Raw genomic sequence first — 15,341 nt, 5'->3', positions numbered from 1 at the left:
AAGCTAGCGGGCGGCACCGACAAGTTCGGGGGCTTCGGTGACGGCTCCGGACGGCCGAGGGCGGAAGGTGCCGCGCAGCAGCCAGACCACCCCGGCGAGCGCGAACCCGACGGCGCCGGCGGCGAGGAACGCCGCTTCGTACCCGGCGTGCTCGACGAGGTAGCCGCTGATCGACTGGCCGAACGCGAGGCCGAGGGTCACCGAGGTGAGGACCCAGCCGAACGCCTCGGCCGCCGTGCCCTTCGGCGCGGCGATCTCGATGGCCGCCGAGTGCGTCGTCGACTGCGGTGTGATGAGCGCGCCCGCGGCGAGCATGGCGAGCGCGAGGCCCCAAAGCGACCCCGGCAGCGCGAGCAGCGCCACCAGCGCGCCGAATCCGGCCAGCAGCACCGGCAGCCGCAGGCCCATCTGCCGCGGCCACGGGCGCAGGCTGTACGCGACGCCGAACGCGACCGAACTGACCGACCACGCCGAAAGCAGCAGCCCGCCGATCGAGGTGTTCCCGGCCTCCGCGGCGGCCGCCGGGACCGCGACCTCGACGAACCCGATCACGGCGCCGAAGCCCAGCGCGGCGATCGCGAGGGTGCGCATCCCGGGGCTGGCCAGCGCGCCGAGCAGTTTGCCGCCCGACGACGGCGCCGGTCCCCAGGCCCGCACGGTCGGGTTCAGCGCGAACAGGACCGCGCCCGCGACCATGGTCACCGCGCCGGCCACGATGCCGGTGCCCGCCCACGGCGCGGCGATCAGCAGCCCGGCGAACCCCGGGCCGAGGATGAAGAAGACCTCCATGCTGATGGCTTCGTACGAGAACGCGGCGTTCCGCGTCGGCCCGGCCGGCAGGAGCCGTGTCCACAGCGCCCGCGACGCCGAGCCGACCATCGGCTCGGTGATCCCGGTGCCGAAGGCGAGCGGGACCAGCACGAGTGTCGGCGCGTGCGCCTCGATCGCGAACACCAGCGCGGTCATCGCCAGCGCGAAGAGCACCGTCGTCGTCAACAGTGGTCGCGTCGGCCCGAAGCGGTCGATGAGCCGCCCTTGCACGACCGCGCCGACGGAGACGCCGACCAGCGACCCGGCCGACACCAGTCCGGCCGAGGCGAACGAGCCCGTCTCGCGCTGGACGTAGAGCAGCGCGGAAATGCCGATCATGGCGATCGGCAGGCGCGCGAGCAGGGACGCGATGACCGCCCCGCGGGAGCCGGGCGCGGTCAGCGCGGCCCGGTAGTCGGCGAGGGAGGTGCGGTGGTTCTCGGCGGAAGCGGACACAGACTGGGACACGCGTACCAGTATGAACTACTTTGGTACGCGAGTACCAGATCTTGGCCGGTAAGTTTGGTCACCACCGAATTCGGGCACCACGAGCCCTGGAGTCCCCTCGTTCGTCTCGATTGGGTAACAGTCGGTCAAATCTGAGTCATTCGGGGCAACAAATCGACGCAGATGGCGTCCTTGAGAGTGAAAGAACTTGAGTTCACGGCCGACGGCCGTGGATGGTTGTACGACAGCACGCAATCTCCAACTCCCTCCGGCATACGGTCGGGGCCTGAATCCGGAGGGCGGGGAGCGCGGATCGTCGGGGGATGGTCCGCGCACAGCGAAGAGCCGGTGCGCCACGTCGGGGGTGGCGCCCGGCTCTTCGTTGTCTCTCCGCGAGTAGTCCTCTAGTTGCGGTACTTGAACGCACAACTACCGCAAGTAGAGGACTACTCGCGGCAGCTGAGGTGCGCTGTCGGTTACCTACCGGGCGCGGCGGGCCAGGCGCTCCGGGTCCAGGATCAGGACGCTCTTGCCCTCGAGCCGCAGCCAACCACGGTGCGCGAAGTCGGCGAGAGCCTTGTTGACGGTCTCGCGCGAAGCGCCGACGTACTGGGCGATCTCTTCCTGCGTCAGGTCGTGGGTGACCCGCAGCAGACCGGCCTCCTGGCTGCCGAACCGCTGCGCGAGCTGCAGCAGCGCGCGCGCCACACGGCCGGGGACGTCGGTGAAGATCAGCTCGGCGACCATGTTGTTCGTCCGGCGCAACCTGCGGGCGACCACGCGCAGTAACTGCTCGGCGATCTCCGGGCGGGTGGAGATCCACTGCCGCAGCGCCGGGCGGTCCATCGTCACCGCGCGGACCTCGGTCACGGTCGTCGCGCTGGACGTCCGCGGGCCGGGGTCGAAAATGGACAGTTCACCGAACATGTCGGACGGGCCGAAGATGCCCAGCAGGTTCTCGCGGCCGTCCGGTGACTTGCGGCCGATCTTCACCTTGCCGGACTGGATGATGTAAAGCTTGTCGCCGGGTTCACCCTCGTTGAAGATGACATGCCCGCGAGGGAACTCCACGGATTCCAAGGTCTGTGCCAGCGCCTCGGCGGCTGCCGGCTCAACACCCTGGAAAATGCCCGCTCGGGCCAGGGTTTCGTCCACCTCGGGTGCCTCCTCATCGAGATACGACGTCGACCCCCCACTGCCGGGGACCGTGTCGCCGCTCACTTTTGCGTCAGTCTAGGTCGTGCGCGCGAGATCGCTCGTCGGCACGCCGCAGGCGCGTCCGTGCCGGGAACGATCTCGCTCGAACGTGGAGCCTAACTCCGCACGCGTCGCGCGCGTAGCCTGGCTGCCTTCCCGCCCAGCCTGCGCAGCCGGAACAGTTCGAGCGCGCGCCCGATTCCGTGCCCGTACAGGGCCCGGACCTCGTTGGGCTGCGCCTGCTCGAGGAACTCCTCGACTTCGTTCTCCTGCACCGCGACGTGCTTGAGCCTGGTCTCCACGCGTTCCATGAACAGCGCGAAGAACATGATCACCAAGGGAACGAGGATGACGAACCAGACGGTCATGCGCCCTGCCCCGGGAATTCCGAAAAATTGTGCATTACTCCAGATCCTCGCTCATGGCGTCCTCGATCGAAGCGCCGAGGTGGTGCTCTGGCGTGTCGGCCGTCGACCGGCGGGTGCTCCCCACTGGCTCGTCCGATGGCGCCCGTAGGCTATCGGGGTGCCTCCTGCCCTCACCAATGCCCCCCAAGCGGGGGGCAAGGGTGAAAGCCGGCTCGCATTGGTGAGACGCGCCAGGCGGATGAAGCGTTGCCTCGACGACGAGTTCCCGGACGCGCACTGCGAGCTTGACTTCACCACTCCGCTCGAACTGCTGGTCGCGGTCGTGCTTTCGGCGCAGACCACCGACGTCCGCGTGAATCAGGTCACGCCCGCGCTTTTCGCGCGCTATCGAACCGCCGCCGACTACGCCGGTGCCGATCGTGCCGAACTCGAGGAGTACCTCCGGTCGACGGGATTCTTCCGTGCCAAGGCGAACTCGGTGATGGGCCTCGGTGCCGCGCTGGTGGAGCGCTACGGCGGCGAGGTGCCCGGCAAGCTGAAGGACCTCGTCACGCTGCCCGGTGTCGGCCGGAAGACGGCCAACGTCGTGCTCGGTGACGCCTTCGGGGTCCCCGGGATCACCGTCGACACCCATTTCGGCCGCCTGGTCCGCCGCTGGGGCTGGACCGAGGATGAGGATCCGGTCAAGGTCGAGCACGCCGTCGGCGAGCTGATCCCGCGCAAGGAGTGGACGCTTCTCTCGCACCGGACGATCTTCCACGGCCGCCGCGTCTGCCACGCCCGCAAACCCGCCTGCGGCGCCTGTCCGCTGGCCAAGATGTGCCCCTCGTACGGAATCGGCCCGACAGGGTTCGAAGAGGCCGCGAAACTGGTCAAGGGCGAGGAACGCGAGCACATCCTGGACCTGGCGGCGCGCCGGTGACCAGAGTCACCAAGCTGGCTCTCGGTGCCGCCGTGCTGGTGGTGGCCTTGATCGTCGCGTTGCTCACGACCCGTGACGGCGACGGGCCGGTCAAGACTTCCGGGGATCTCACGGCCGCCCGTGCGAAGGCCGCTCTCAGCGCGTGTCCGCCGCCCGGACCGGGTGAGGTAGCGAAGCTGCGCGGGGTCGACGTCGAATGCCTCGGCGACGGCTCCCGGGTCGACCTCGCCAAGGTGCTTTCCGGCGGCCCCGTGCTGGTCAACCTGTGGGCGTCGTGGTGCCAGCCGTGCCGCGCCGAACTGCCACTGCTCCAGGAGTACGCCGCGCAGCCCGGTGCCGCGCGCGTGCTCCTCGTCCAGGTCGCGAGCTCCGGCGCCGACGGGCTGGCGATGCTGGCCGGACTGGGTGTCCGGCTGCCGTCCGTGTTCGACGGAGACGGACAGTCGGGGCCTGCGCGGACGGCACTAAAGGTCCCTCCCTCTCTTCCGGCGACGTACCTGGTCACGAAGGGGGGAGACGTCCGGCTCATCGAGAACCCACGCGTCTTCCTGAACACTGAACAGGTGCGCGCCGCAGTGGAAGGGACACCATGACCGGCCCTCTCGTGGACCCGGAGGCCGTGCCCGCCTGGCTGCAACCGCTCGTCAAGATCAGCGGGGACGTCGACGCGGCCGCCTTCAGCCGGTTCAGCGTGCCACCGGACGCGAGCTACCGGTCCGCGTCCGTCCTGATGCTCTTCGGCGAGGGCCCGCAGGGGCCGGACGTCCTGCTCCAGCGCCGCGCCGACACGCTCGGCTCGCACGCGGGCCAGGTCTCCTTCCCCGGCGGCGGCGCCGAGCCCGGTGACGACGGGCCGGTCGGCACCGCGCTGCGCGAGGCAGAGGAGGAGACCGGCGTCGAGCCTTCCGGCGTGCTGCCGGTCGCCGTCTTTCCCGAACTGTTCGTGCCGGTTTCCGCCTTCGCCGTGACGCCGGTGCTCGCCTACTGGCGGACGCCGTCCCCGGTGCACGCGGTCGACCCCGGCGAGACGGCGGCGGTGGCGCGGGTGCCGGTCGCCGAACTGACCGACCCGGCCAACCGGTTCCAGGTCAGGCGCGAGGGTTTCGACTGGAAGGGGCCCGCGTTCGACGTCGGCGGGCTGTTCGTCTGGGGCTTCACGGCCGGTCTCCTGGCGATGACGCTGTCGCTCGGCGGCTGGGAACGCGACTGGGACCACGGCGACGTCCGGGAGCTTGACGTAGCGTTGGCCGAACATCAGGCGCGGGTCGACGGGCGGCAAGTGCCGGAGAAGGAGTAGGCGCCGGTGAACTGGGTTGACGTACTGGTGCTCCTGCTCGCGCTGCTGGCGGGCGTGTCCGGCGCGTTCCAGGGGGTGATCATCGCCCTGCCTTCGCTGGTCGGGGTGGTGCTGGGCGCGCTCGCGGGGATCAAGATCGCGCCGCTGGTCGTCGAACTCTTCGAACACCCGGCGGCGAAGGTCGCCTTCGCGGTGGCGACCGTGGTGTTCCTGGTCGCGCTCGGCGAGACCTTCGGCGTCTGGACCGGGCGGAGACTGCGGCAGAAAATCAACCCGGACAAGCTTTCCGGTGTCGACAAGACCCTCGGCGCGGTGGTGCAGGCCGCCGTCGTGTTCGTGGTCGCGTGGCTGATCGCGACGCCGCTCACGGCGGTCTCCGGAGTGCCGGGACTGGCGAAGTCGATCAACAGCTCGGTCGTGCTCGGCGGCGTCAACGACGTCATGCCGGAGGCGGCCCAAGGCTTCCCGAGCGAACTGCGGAAACTGCTCGACGCGTCCGGCTTCCCGTCCATTGTGGACCCGTTCCAGAAGCCGAACGTCCAGGACACCGGCCCGCCGGACACCGCGTTGCAGGCGACGCAGATCGTCAAGCAGGTGCACGGCAGTGTGGTGAAGATCCGCGGCAACGCGACCTCGTGCTCGCGGGCGCTGGAGGGCAGCGGTTTCGTCATCGCGCCGCAGCGGGTGATGACGAACGCGCACGTCGTCGCGGGCACCGACGAGGTCGCCATCGAGTCGACTTCGGGCAAGTTCGCGGCACGCGTCGTCTACTTCGACCCGGAGGCCGACGTCGCCGTGCTCGCGGTGCCGCGGTTGCAGGCGCCGGTGCTCCCCTTCAAACAGCAGGTCGCGCGGGCGGGTGACGACGCGATCGTGCTCGGCTACCCGCTCGACGGCCCGTACACCGCGACGTCCGCCAGAGTGCGCGGCCGGATCAACCTGCGGGGACCGGACATCTACGAGTCCAACACCGTGCAGCGGGACGTGTTCACCGTGCGCGGGCAGGTCCGCAGCGGGAACTCGGGCGGGCCGATGATCAACCCCGACGGCGAGGTCATCGGGGTCGTGTTCGGCGCGGCCGTCGAGGATCCCGAGACGGGCTTCACGCTGACCTCGGAGCAGGTGCGGCCGGTGGTGGACACGGCTTCGTCGCTGAGCGCGAACACGTCGACCGGACCCTGCGCCAACTAGCCCTTTCCCTGCCGCGTCGCGGCAATGAAGGGGCCTTTCACAGCGAAAATCGCAAGGAAAGCGTCCTTCATAGCACGCAAGGGGGGATCACCGGTCCGGTGAGAGGCCTTTCCGCCAGGAAGCCACGGTCTCCTCGACGTCCAAAGGCCGCGCCCGCAGCACCGGCCCGCCCGCCGGCCGCCGGTGCTCGGTGCGGATCCGTTCGTTCAGGTCCTCGACGATCTCCCGCACCCGCGCCTCCCGGCGCACGCGGGCGAGCGTGTCCGGCAGGTCGTCGAGTTCCTTGGCGATCGCCAAGGACGGCGGCAGCAGCGCGGAAACGTCGTGCCCTTCGTCGCGGACCTTGTTCACCACCCAGGCCAGCGCCGTGTCCTTGCCGTCGGTCTTCGGCAGCGGTTTCCCCGCGCCGGGAAGGTCGTCGAAGTCGCCCTTCGCCTGCGCGGCCCTGATCTGCCGGTCCACCCAGGACTCGAACGAGACGCCCGTCGGTTTGCGCTCGGTCATGCTTCCAAGATACGGAGGAAGTCCACCAGCGCGGCCGAAGTGCGCTCCGGGGCCTCCAGCTGCGGGAAGTGCCCGATGCCGGGCCAGCGCTGGAGTCGCGCGTCCGGGGCCCAGCGGCGTGACGCGGCCGCGGTGTCCGGCAGGACGCACCGATCGTCCTCGCCGTGCAGTTGCAGCACTCGGGCGGCGTAGCGGCCTCGCAGTGCTTCGCCGAACCGGCGGCCTTCGCCGCGGAACTGTGCGCGGAAGGCCCATCGGTAGTACTCGAGCGCGCTGTGCGGAACCCCCGGCACGAGCATCGCCTGCCGGAACGTCCGCACGGTTTCGGCGAAGCCCGGCGTATCCGTCCATTGTGGACCGGACCAGGCGCGGAACAGCTCCTCGACGGCGAGCGCGTCGTCCTTGACCAGCCATTTCTCCGGCGCCATCGGCACCTGGAAGCGGAACAGATGTCCGGAAGCCCGCAGCTGTCCCGGCCCCCGGACGGCCCGGCGCAACGCCAGCGGATGCGCGCCGCCCAGCACGCTCACCGAGGAGACCAGCCGGGGGTGCAGCGCGCCCACCGTCCACGCGAGCATGCCGCCCCAAGCGTGTCCGACGAGGTGGGCCCTGCGGACGCCGAGCGACTTGATCAGCCCGCCGACGTCGCCCGCGAGTGTCCAGGCGTCGTAGCCGCGCGGGGGTTTGTCCGAATCGCCGTATCCGCGCAGGTCCACCGCGACCGCGCGGAAACCGGCGTCGGCGAGCGCGGTCAGCTGATGGTGCCAGGTCCACCAGAACTCGGCGAACCCGTGCAGCAGCAGCACCGTCGGCCCTTCGCCGAGTTCGGCGACGTGCAGCCGGATGCCGTTCGCCGAGACGTCACGATGGGTCCACGGGCCGTCGATCCGGACGATCGACGGGTCCGGTGTCGCCTGCACCGCTCGAAAACTCAGTCTTGGTCTTCGGCGTCGTGCCGCTTGAACGCGGCCGCGGTGTCCTTGAAGCTGTTGATCGTGCGCTCCGGCGCCCGGATCTTCTTCACCTTGAGGTAGCCGAGGAAGCCCGCGACCGCGGTCGAGACGAGCATCAGCCCGAACACGATCAGGAACGCCGCCCAGCGCTGCAGGAACTCCGACAGCAGTTCGCCGAGGAAGAAAAAGAAGAAGAACGAGCTGTACAGCCCGATGACCAGCGCGACAAGGAAGAAGATGGCGCCCTTGACGCCCTTCTTCGCCTCCGCGACGACCTCGGACTTCGCCAGTTCGACCTCGGCGCGGATCAGCGTCGAAACGTGTTGTGTGGCGTCGCCGACGAGCTTCCCGAGGGACTGCTCGCTCGCTACCACGTCGTCATCGCTCGACAGGGGGAGGTAGGGCACGGCCCCCACGCCGTCGGGGCCGGTGCGTTCGTGCTTGGGGCTGCTCACACCGGTCATCGTGCCACGTGCCCTCATCCCGGGCGCGGCGGACCGGCGAGTGTCGCCTTCTCAATCTTCCCGTGCGTGCACGCGGCTGCGGTGCACGAGCATCGCGGCGGCCGAAAGCGAGGCGATGGCCGACGCGATCAGCACCGCCGCCTTGGCCAGTTCGACGGATTCCCCGTCGAGCGCGAGGTCCGCGATCAGCAGGCTCACGGTGAACCCGACACCGCCGAGCATCGACAGCGCGCCGATGTCCCGCCAGCCCATCCCCCTGGGTTTCTCCGCGAGCTTGAACTTCACCGCGAGCAGGCTGGCGCCGAAGATCCCGATCAGCTTCCCGCCGACCAGTCCGATCAGCACGGCCAGCGGCAACGCCGTGGTGAACACCGCGCCGAGCGATTCACCGGTCACCTTGATCCCGGCCGCGAACAGCGCGAACAGCGGCACCGCGACCGCGGCCGACCACGGCTGCAACCGGTGTTCGAGCCGGATCGCCGGCGCGTGCTCCTCGCCCTCGTCGGCGCGGACGCGGGTGAGCAGCCCGAGCGCGACGCCGGCGATGGTGGCGTGGATACCCGCCGAATGCACCGCGACCCAGGTGATCAGGGCCAGCGGCACGTAGATCCAGGCACTGCGGACGCGGCGTTTCTGCAGGTAGGCGTACAGCGCGAGAGCGGCGACGGCGACGCCCGCGGCGACGAGGTCGAACTTCGCGGTGAACAGGATCGCGATGATGAGGATCGCGCCGAGGTCGTCGACCACCGCCAGGGAGAGCAGGAAGACCCGCGCGCTGCTCGGCAGGTTGGACGCCGTGATGGCGAGCACGCCCAGCGCGAAGGCGATGTCCGTGGCGACCGGGATGGCCCACGCGCGGTCGATCCCCGGCGTCCCCCAGCCGACGGCGAGCGCGACCACGGCGGGGACGATCATGCCGCCGATCGCGGCCACCACCGGCAGCACGGCCTGTTTGAACCGGGACAGTTCGCCGACCACGAGTTCGCGTTTGAGTTCGAGTCCCGCGACGAAGAAGAACAGCGCGAGCAGGCCGTCCTTCGCCCAGTCGCCGATAGTGAGATTCAGGTGGAGTAATTCGGGGCCGAGCCGGAAATCGCGGATCGCGCGGTAAACGTCGTCGATGGGCGAATTGGCCCAAAGCAGGGCGATCGCGGTGGCGCCGAGCAGGATCAACCCACCGGTCGTCTCCGTGCGCAGGTAGCGGGCGAAATCCGCGACGGCTTTCGCGGGGCGGTTGTGGCCGGACAAGGCATCCTCCGGTTTTCGGCAACGACGAATACTGTTGCCGACCAGACTTCCCGGCGCACCTTGACGGGATTTTAACGTCCGGGGCGCCTGGTCACAGCCCGTTCATGACTGTCACCACACCCGGGCGCCCGTTCACGTTGTCGAAGCGGCGCCGAACCGGAGCAGGCGTGCGGGTTCGATGATCGGGGCCGGGCTCTCGTCGGCAGCCACCGCGGCGTCGAGCGCCGCGAACCCGGCCGCTATCTCGTCCTCCTCCAGGTATTCGAAGGTCGGGATCGCTCGGTGGCGCAGCTTGGCCGCGTAGGCCGACGGCGATGGCGCGACCTCGCACTCGACGTGATCAGTGCCGAGGTGGACGAGGCCCGCCTCGCCGAAAGCGGTGACGACCTCGTCGAACGAAGGGAACATCCGGTCCTCGATCCGGCGCGCCCTCGGGAAGTAGCGGAACCAGTGACGGTCCTCGAGTTCGCCGGAGAAACTGCTCTGGAGCAGCACCCGGCCGCCGGGCCGGAGCACTCTGGCCAGTTCCGCCGTCGCGGCGGCCCGGTCGGGCACGTGGTGGAACATGAGGAACAGCAACGCGAGGTCGCAGCTTTCGTCGTCGAGCGGGATGTGCGCGGCGTCGCCCGCCAGGTAGCTCACCGCCGGGTGGCCGTTCTCGGTTTCCGCGACCGCGCGCATCTGTCCGGCGGGCTCGACGCCGTACACGGGTCCGTCGAACAGGTCGGCCAGCACCGGGCTGAACCGGCCGACCCCGCACCCGAGGTCGAGAACGGTGAGCGGGCGCTGCGGTCGCGCGTTGCGGTCGAAGGCCGAGCGCCAGACCTCGGCCGTCGCCGCGGTCAAGGCACGCCCTCCGGCATAACCCTCGTGCAGGCGGTCGTCGTAGTCGACAGGGGGAAGCATCGGTCCGTCTCCGTTCCGGCTCGGTGGCCTAATCGCCGTACTTCTCCAACAGCGGGACGAACCGGTCGAGTTCGGCGAGCGACTCGTCCCGCGGTGTCGTCGGAAGCTGCAGCAGCGCACGATCCGCTCCCGCCGCTTCCAGTTCGCCGATGACCTCGGCGTCCGGTGGCACGCCGTAGACCGTCACGGGAAGGCGCCCGCGGCCCGCAGCGGCCGCCCGGTCCTGGAGTTCGGTGATGCGACCGGCCAGCACCGGCACCGACTTGGCGAGGATCGGCGCCCAGCCGTCGCCGTACTCCAGTACCCGGTCGAGCACTCCGGGACCGTCGCCGCCGACCAGGACGGGCGGATGCGGCCGTTGCACGGGTTTGGGCCAGGAGCGGATGGGGTCGAAGTCCACGAACTTCCCGTGGAATTCCGAGGACTCCTTGCTCCAGATCTCCTTCATCGCCAGCACCCGCTCGCGTACCAGCGCCATCCGTGTCGTGGGGTCGGTGCCGAGATTGCGCATCTCCTCCCGGTTCCAACCGGCGCCGACGCCTGCCAGCACGCGCCCGCCGGAAAGCAGGTCGAGCGAGGCGAACTGCTTCGCGAGGTTGATCGGCTCCCGTTCCACCACCAGTGCCACGCCGGTGGCGAGCAGCAGCCGCCTTGTCACCGCCGCGACGGCGGTGAGCGTGACGAACGGGTCGATCGTCCGGTAGTAGATCCTCGGCAGTTCGCCGTAGGCGGGCCAGTACATCTCCCGGTTCGGGATGTACGGCGTTTCCCGCTTCACCGGGATATGGGTGTGCTCGGCCACGAACAACGACTCGAAACCGCGTTCCTCCAACGCGCGCCCGAGGTCGATCGGGCCGATTCCTTCGTCGGTGACGAAAGTGGACACCCCGATCTTCATACCTGCTCCCTCGTCTCGGTCTCCGCTTCGGCCACCGCGCCACCCAAGCCTCGGATGGCCGCGACAGCCCTGTTTTCCAGCTGATCGGCGGCTTCGAGGTTCTCCGCGATGGTGCAGAACTCGCCGGTCTCGCGGCAGGTGTCGCCGTCGTGCACCGTGACGATCACGCCGGACCGGCTCGCGGCGTCGAAGCCGAGCCCTGCGCGCTCCAGCGCGGTGAGCAGCGATTTCAACGGGGGCAGGGTGCAGCGGCGCCGGTCCAGCATGATCCGGTCGGCTTCGCCGCGCGGTTGCGCGAGCCGGCTCATAATGCAGTGATTGTGTGTGGCGCCGCCCGAACGAGCGTTGAACTCCGTGAGGAATACGCCGTTATCGGGCGTCAGCACGCCGTCGACGCTCAACTGGCCGCGGTAGCCCATCTCCCTGACCGCGCCCGCCAGCCGCCCGGCGTGGCCGAGGAACTCGGCGAACGCGGGGGACGACACGGCCGGGCTGGGGGTGATCAGGCCGTTGATGATGGGTGTCATCCGCATTTCGCCGTGGCCGTACGCCTCGACGCCGTCGTCGGTCAGGTGGTAGCCCACGTAGATGGATCGCGAATCCGGCGTGTAGTGCTCCACGACGACGCGGTGTTCGTGCTCGGCTCGCCAGTGCCGTGCGACGAACCGCGCGACCCCTTCCCGGTCGGTGCAGTGGTGCACCTGACGGGCGCCGATCGGCCGGATCCGCACGCCGGGGCTCGCGATCTCGTTGCCGAGCCCGCCCACATGGAAATCCTGTTTGACGATCACGCACCGGCCGAGCGAAAGGGCCGCCCATAGGTATTCCTCGGCTTCGGTGGCCGACGCGGGCACCACGCCCTCCGCGATCGGCACCCCGATCCCCGCCGCGAGCGCCCGGAACAGCACCTTGCTGTTGAGCAGTTCCGCGCCGCCCTGGCCGGTGAAGCCGGGTACCGGCAGGTCCAGGGAACGGACCAGCGCGGCCGCCGTGCGGTCGAAGTAATAGGGCCACGCCCGCTCGGCCCGCCTGTCGGTGATCGCCCGCAGGATGGTTTCGGTGAAACCGGTCGCGCGGACGGCCGCCGGGTCCAGCACGGTGAGGTCCTGAGGTCCGAATCCACGGATGCCGGTGGCGTACTCGAGGAACTGCGGGTCGATCGGGGTGGGGACGACCACGACGTCACCGGGGTCCGCCAGCCACACCGTCCGGTGGGACTGCGCCCGCAGATACCTGTCATACGGTGGATCCAGCATGTTGGCGTGCCCCAGTAGCGCGCTCGCGCCGCGGGTACCGGTGATGAGCCGGCCGAGATTGTTGATCAGCAGCGTGCTCACGCCTGTCCCCTCACTGTCGCGCACTGTCTACAATGGACGAAGCAGCGTGCGTGGTTCACCCGTGCGCGGCGTCGTCGAGGCGGTTGATCGCCCAGGCGGTGAGGCTCATCCCGGCCTCGTCCGCGGCCTGTTGCCAGCGGCCCCGGTGCTCGGCCGGGACGTCGAGGCGAAGGGGGCTCGCCGTACGCCCTTTCGTCTCGGGCAGCCCACGCAGCTGATGGCGCAGGGTGTTCCGGGACCACGCGCGTTCCTCCGCCATGGCCAGCCACCGGGTCTGCTGTTCACCGGGCAGCCGGGCGACCTCGGCGTGGTGCTGGAAACTCAGCGAACGACGCCTGCGGCGGTGTTCCACCCTGCGGGCGACCCAGGCGTAATTGCGCAACGTCTGGTAGTCGAGGGAATGCTCGGACATGCCGCGCCGGTAGCGATCCTTGTGCCGGTCCTGTCCGTAGACGAGCCAGTCGCCGATCCACCACGCCGAGGCCATGCCCAGCATCGACACGTGGGTACCGAGCCGGCACCAGGCGGGCAGTTCGATCTCCGTCCCGAAGCTGAGACCGACAGGGCTCGCGGAAATGCCGAGGCCGGGCAGTGACACTCCGGGGAATACTTTCGACCTGGTGACGACCCCACCCGCGTTCGGGCTGCGCACGGGCGTCTCCCGCACCATGATGTCCTCCACTTCCTTCGGCGTGACGAGCCAAGACTCCGGCAACCACGGCGTCGCGGGCAATTACTCTTGTAGGTAACCGCGCCGCACAAATGAGTAGCTGTGGTCGTCGAATCCCCGCACTACCGTGAAGGAAGCATTTTCGGCTTACCGGAAGGGTGAACCCGTGGGATTGCCAGCCATCGCCGCGTACGCGATGCCCAGCGAAAGCGACGTTCCGGACAACACCGTCACCTGGCGGATCGATCCGCGTCGCGCCGTGCTGCTGGTGCACGACATGCAGCGTTATTTCGTCTCCGCGTTCCCCGAAGGAGGAGCCGGGCCGAGGGACGACCTGGTGCGCAATTGCGCGGCTTTGCGCACCGCGTGCGCGAAACTGGGAATCCCGGTGACGTACACGGCGCAGCCCGGTGGCATGAGCGACGGCGAACGCGGACTGCTCAAGGATTTCTGGGGTGCCGGGATGACGGTGGCCCCGGAAGAGCGCAGAATCGTCGACGAACTGACGCCAGGGTTGAACGACGTGGTGTTCACCAAGTGGCGGTACAGCGCCTTCCACCGCACGGGACTACTGGAGTTCCTGCGTGATGAGGACCGCGACCAGCTCATCATCTGCGGGGTCTACGCCCACGTCGGCTGTCTCATGACGGCGTGCGAGGCGTTTTCCCACGACGTCCAGCCCTTCCTGGTCGCCGACGCCGTCGCGGACTTCTCCCTCGACTACCACCGGCTCGCCTTGCGGTACGCGGCGGAGCGGTGCGCCGCGACCCCGACGACGGCGCGGGTTCTGTCCGAAGTGGACGAATCCGCGATCACGGCCCGTTCTGGTAGATGAGCCTGGCAAGGTCGACGCGGGAGCGGATCTGGAGCTTTCGGTAGATGCCGCGAAGGTGGTAGTTCACGGTATGGCTGGACATCCGTGCGTCGCGTGCCACCTGGCGGTTGGTCATCCCGGCGCCGACCAGCCTGGCGACCTGCCGTTCGGTGTCGGTCAGGTCCGCCCACCCCGGCATCTCGGTGGCCGCGGTGCGTGCCGGTTCTTCCGCTTCACCCGCTTCGTCCTGGCCGGGCACGGTGCCCGCGCCGGTCGCGGGCAGCGACGGCAGTTCCGCTTTGATGGCCGTGAGCACGCTGTTGGGCACGGATTCCGTGGCGCCGTGCCAGAGGAGCCTGCCGGGGAAGGCGAGCCGTCCGCCGTCTTCCACGAGAAGCCCGCCCGCGACGGCTTCGTCGACGCCCAGCAAGAGGTCGCCGGGGGTCGCACGCAGCAGCTTCGCCGCGTCGGCGAGCCGGAAACTCGGCCCGAGCGCGGCACCGACCTGGACGAGCTGGCGCGTGGCCGGGGTGAGGCTGCGCACCATGTGGATGAGCGTGGTCCGGAGCCGTCGGGGAACCGCGTTCGACGACAGCCGCGCGCAGCCGCCGGAGACTTCCAGTCGGCGCTCCGCCCGCAGCCCGGTGACCAGGTCGACGATCAGGCGCGGGTTGCCACCGAGGTCGTCGGCCAAGGCCAGGAGCCGCGCGTCGGGAGCGGCGTCGAGCAGATCGTCCAGCAGCGACCGCACCGCCGCCCGGTCGAGCGGTCCGAGTGCCAGCCGTTCCACGTGCGGACTGTTCCTGGCGAGCAGACGGTTCATTTCCGGCCCGCCCATCCCGGGAATACGGGCGAGCGCGATCACCAGCGGACGGGTGACGAGTTCCGAATTCAGCCAGTTCAGCTGCCGGATGGTGTCCGGTGCCGCGAGCTGCGCGTCGTCGACGAGCAACAGGAGCGGCTGTTTCTTCGGCTGCTCGTCGAACCAGGAGCGCGCCGCGCAGTGCCCCTGCGCGGAACCGAAGAGATTCAGCGTACGCGGGGCGAGCCGGAATCCCATTTCGATTCCCATGATACGGATTTTCTGCAGGAAGCTTGACTTGCCGAGACCCGGCGATCCTTCGATGAGTATTATCTGGCCGGTAACCTCGTCGACACCGGAGAGAAGTCGCTCGACTTCGCGGCATTCTTTCGCGCGCCCATGCAGTCGGACATTCCTTGACACGCCCCCAAGCCCCCTCGTGCCCGTCAATGCTCGGTCGAGCTTCGGGCAATTGCTTCGGCAGTGATCATGGCAAAGTTACCGAATAGCTAT

17 protein-coding genes are annotated in these 15,341 nt (G+C 69.2%); 5 read left to right on the top strand and 12 right to left on the bottom strand.

Going from position 1 to position 15,341, the window contains the following annotated elements; all coding sequences use genetic code 11:
- Positions 1-3 precede the first annotated feature (3 nt).
- The 3 genes from BS329_RS04975 to BS329_RS04965 form a co-directional block, all read right to left on the bottom strand.
- Positions 4-1,266, bottom strand: a complete 1,263-nt coding sequence (locus tag BS329_RS04975) for an MFS transporter (protein ID WP_076156026.1) — start codon at positions 1,264-1,266, stop codon at positions 4-6.
- A gap of 471 nt (positions 1,267-1,737) precedes the next feature.
- The gene (locus BS329_RS04970; protein WP_003081747.1) at positions 1,738-2,412 is read right to left on the bottom strand and encodes a Crp/Fnr family transcriptional regulator; all 675 of its coding nucleotides are present in this window, start codon (positions 2,410-2,412) and stop codon (positions 1,738-1,740) included.
- 158 nt (positions 2,413-2,570) lie between these two features.
- On the bottom strand, positions 2,571-2,822 hold the full coding sequence (locus BS329_RS04965; RefSeq protein WP_005166943.1) for a hypothetical protein: 252 nt from the start codon (positions 2,820-2,822) through the stop codon (positions 2,571-2,573).
- Positions 2,823-3,060: 238 nt separating this feature from the next.
- On the opposite strand from BS329_RS04965, the gene nth reads away from it, so the two are divergent.
- The 4 genes from nth to BS329_RS04945 are packed head-to-tail and all read left to right on the top strand — an operon-like array spanning position 3,061 to position 6,232.
- Complete coding sequence (gene nth / locus BS329_RS04960) at positions 3,061-3,744, top strand: endonuclease III (protein ID WP_076156024.1); 684 nt, start codon at positions 3,061-3,063, stop codon at positions 3,742-3,744.
- Positions 3,741-4,337 carry a TlpA family protein disulfide reductase gene (locus tag BS329_RS04955; protein ID WP_076156023.1) on the top strand — a complete coding sequence of 199 codons (597 nt, stop codon included), beginning with the start codon at positions 3,741-3,743 and terminating at the stop codon, positions 4,335-4,337. Before nth ends, BS329_RS04955 begins: the two co-directional genes overlap by 4 nt.
- Entirely contained in the window at positions 4,334-5,041 is a 708-nt protein-coding gene (locus BS329_RS04950) for an NUDIX hydrolase (RefSeq protein WP_076156022.1), read from the top strand. The genes BS329_RS04955 and BS329_RS04950 overlap by 4 nt, the downstream gene beginning before the upstream one ends.
- Positions 5,042-5,047: 6 nt before the next feature.
- The gene (locus BS329_RS04945; RefSeq protein ID WP_076156021.1) at positions 5,048-6,232 is read left to right on the top strand and encodes a MarP family serine protease; all 1,185 of its coding nucleotides are present in this window, start codon (positions 5,048-5,050) and stop codon (positions 6,230-6,232) included.
- Positions 6,233-6,319: 87 nt separating this feature from the next.
- Here the strand turns inward: BS329_RS04945 and BS329_RS04940 are convergent, their stop codons facing one another.
- The 8 genes from BS329_RS04940 to BS329_RS04905 all read right to left on the bottom strand — a co-directional run bounded on the left by BS329_RS04940 (position 6,320) and on the right by BS329_RS04905 (position 13,212).
- Complete coding sequence (locus BS329_RS04940; RefSeq protein WP_076156020.1) at positions 6,320-6,736, bottom strand: DnaJ family domain-containing protein; 417 nt, start codon at positions 6,734-6,736, stop codon at positions 6,320-6,322.
- Complete coding sequence (locus BS329_RS04935) at positions 6,733-7,656, bottom strand: alpha/beta fold hydrolase (protein ID WP_076156019.1); 924 nt, start codon at positions 7,654-7,656, stop codon at positions 6,733-6,735. The genes BS329_RS04940 and BS329_RS04935 overlap by 4 nt, the downstream gene beginning before the upstream one ends.
- 11 nt (positions 7,657-7,667) lie before the next feature.
- Positions 7,668-8,153: a phage holin family protein gene (locus tag BS329_RS04930; RefSeq protein ID WP_143252855.1), complete on the bottom strand. Its 486-nt coding sequence runs from the start codon at positions 8,151-8,153 to the stop codon at positions 7,668-7,670.
- 51 nt (positions 8,154-8,204) lie between these two features.
- Positions 8,205-9,401 carry a Na+/H+ antiporter NhaA gene (gene nhaA, locus BS329_RS04925; RefSeq protein WP_076156018.1) on the bottom strand — a complete coding sequence of 399 codons (1,197 nt, stop codon included), beginning with the start codon at positions 9,399-9,401 and terminating at the stop codon, positions 8,205-8,207.
- 132 nt (positions 9,402-9,533) lie between these two features.
- Complete coding sequence (locus tag BS329_RS04920) at positions 9,534-10,307, bottom strand: class I SAM-dependent methyltransferase (protein ID WP_076156017.1); 774 nt, start codon at positions 10,305-10,307, stop codon at positions 9,534-9,536.
- Between the two features lie 28 nt (positions 10,308-10,335).
- Positions 10,336-11,205, bottom strand: coding sequence for an LLM class F420-dependent oxidoreductase (locus tag BS329_RS04915; RefSeq protein WP_076156016.1), 870 nt, complete (start codon positions 11,203-11,205; stop codon positions 10,336-10,338).
- A complete protein-coding gene (locus BS329_RS04910) occupies positions 11,202-12,542 on the bottom strand; it encodes a preATP grasp domain-containing protein (RefSeq protein WP_076156015.1) in 1,341 nt (446 codons plus the stop codon). The genes BS329_RS04915 and BS329_RS04910 overlap by 4 nt, the downstream gene beginning before the upstream one ends.
- Before the next feature lie 55 nt (positions 12,543-12,597).
- On the bottom strand, positions 12,598-13,212 hold the full coding sequence (locus BS329_RS04905) for an LmbU family transcriptional regulator (RefSeq protein ID WP_084749436.1): 615 nt from the start codon (positions 13,210-13,212) through the stop codon (positions 12,598-12,600).
- A 166-nt stretch (positions 13,213-13,378) separates the two neighbouring features.
- Between BS329_RS04905 and BS329_RS04900 the strand changes: the two genes are divergently transcribed.
- Entirely contained in the window at positions 13,379-14,047 is a 669-nt protein-coding gene (locus tag BS329_RS04900; RefSeq protein ID WP_076156014.1) for an isochorismatase family protein, read from the top strand.
- On the opposite strand, the gene BS329_RS44385 is transcribed toward BS329_RS04900, so the two are convergent.
- Entirely contained in the window at positions 14,025-15,098 is a 1,074-nt protein-coding gene (locus BS329_RS44385; protein ID WP_143252854.1) for a helix-turn-helix domain-containing protein, read from the bottom strand. The genes BS329_RS04900 and BS329_RS44385 overlap by 23 nt on opposite strands.
- Positions 15,099-15,341: the final 243 nt, after the last annotated feature.

The sequence above is a fragment of the Amycolatopsis coloradensis genome, from assembly GCF_001953865.1.
In the GTDB taxonomy this organism is placed as follows: Bacteria; Actinomycetota; Actinomycetes; order Mycobacteriales; family Pseudonocardiaceae; genus Amycolatopsis; species Amycolatopsis coloradensis.
Note: the sequence above shows the minus strand (reverse complement) of the source record. Positions and strands in the feature narration are given on the sequence as shown.

Excerpts from the sequence above, each read along its gene's own strand:
- BS329_RS04930 (WP_143252855.1), bottom strand. The coding sequence starts at position 8,153 with ATGACCGGTGTGAGCAGCCCCAAGCACGAACGCACCGGCCCCGACGGC.
- BS329_RS04950 (WP_076156022.1), top strand. The coding sequence starts at position 4,334 with ATGACCGGCCCTCTCGTGGACCCGGAGGCCGTGCCCGCCTGGCTGCAA.
- BS329_RS44385 (WP_143252854.1), bottom strand. The coding sequence starts at position 15,098 with ATGGGAATCGAAATGGGATTCCGGCTCGCCCCGCGTACGCTGAATCTC.
- BS329_RS04920 (WP_076156017.1), bottom strand. The coding sequence starts at position 10,307 with ATGCTTCCCCCTGTCGACTACGACGACCGCCTGCACGAGGGTTATGCC.
- BS329_RS04940 (WP_076156020.1), bottom strand. The coding sequence starts at position 6,736 with ATGACCGAGCGCAAACCGACGGGCGTCTCGTTCGAGTCCTGGGTGGAC.
- BS329_RS04905 (WP_084749436.1), bottom strand. The coding sequence starts at position 13,212 with ATGGTGCGGGAGACGCCCGTGCGCAGCCCGAACGCGGGTGGGGTCGTC.
- BS329_RS04915 (WP_076156016.1), bottom strand. The coding sequence starts at position 11,205 with ATGAAGATCGGGGTGTCCACTTTCGTCACCGACGAAGGAATCGGCCCG.
- nth (WP_076156024.1), top strand. The coding sequence starts at position 3,061 with ATGAAGCGTTGCCTCGACGACGAGTTCCCGGACGCGCACTGCGAGCTT.
- BS329_RS04965 (WP_005166943.1), bottom strand. The coding sequence starts at position 2,822 with ATGACCGTCTGGTTCGTCATCCTCGTTCCCTTGGTGATCATGTTCTTC.